A 202-nucleotide genomic window follows, 5' to 3' on the forward strand; every position below is an offset into this window, starting at 1 on the left:
TGCATTCACAACGCCGGCCGTTCCCAGATGGCCGCCGGCTACCTACGCCACCTCGGTGAGGGCCGGATCGAGGTGCTGTCGGCCGGCTCCACGCCCGCCGATGCGGTCAACCCGATGGCCGTCCTCGCGATGGCCGAAGAGGGCATCGACATCGCCAACGAGCAGCCCAAGATCCTGACCACTGATCAGGTGTTGGCGTCCG

1 pseudogene is annotated in these 202 nt (G+C 67.3%); it reads left to right on the top strand.

What is annotated here, in order from left to right:
* Window positions 1–202, top strand: a pseudogene (locus BN358_RS11720) (heat-shock protein HtpX); the annotation flags it as partial.

Origin of the sequence: Sedimentibacter sp. B4, assembly GCF_000309315.1 — a bacterium.
In the GTDB taxonomy this organism is placed as follows: domain Bacteria; phylum Bacillota; class Clostridia; order Tissierellales; family Sedimentibacteraceae; genus Sedimentibacter; species Sedimentibacter saalensis.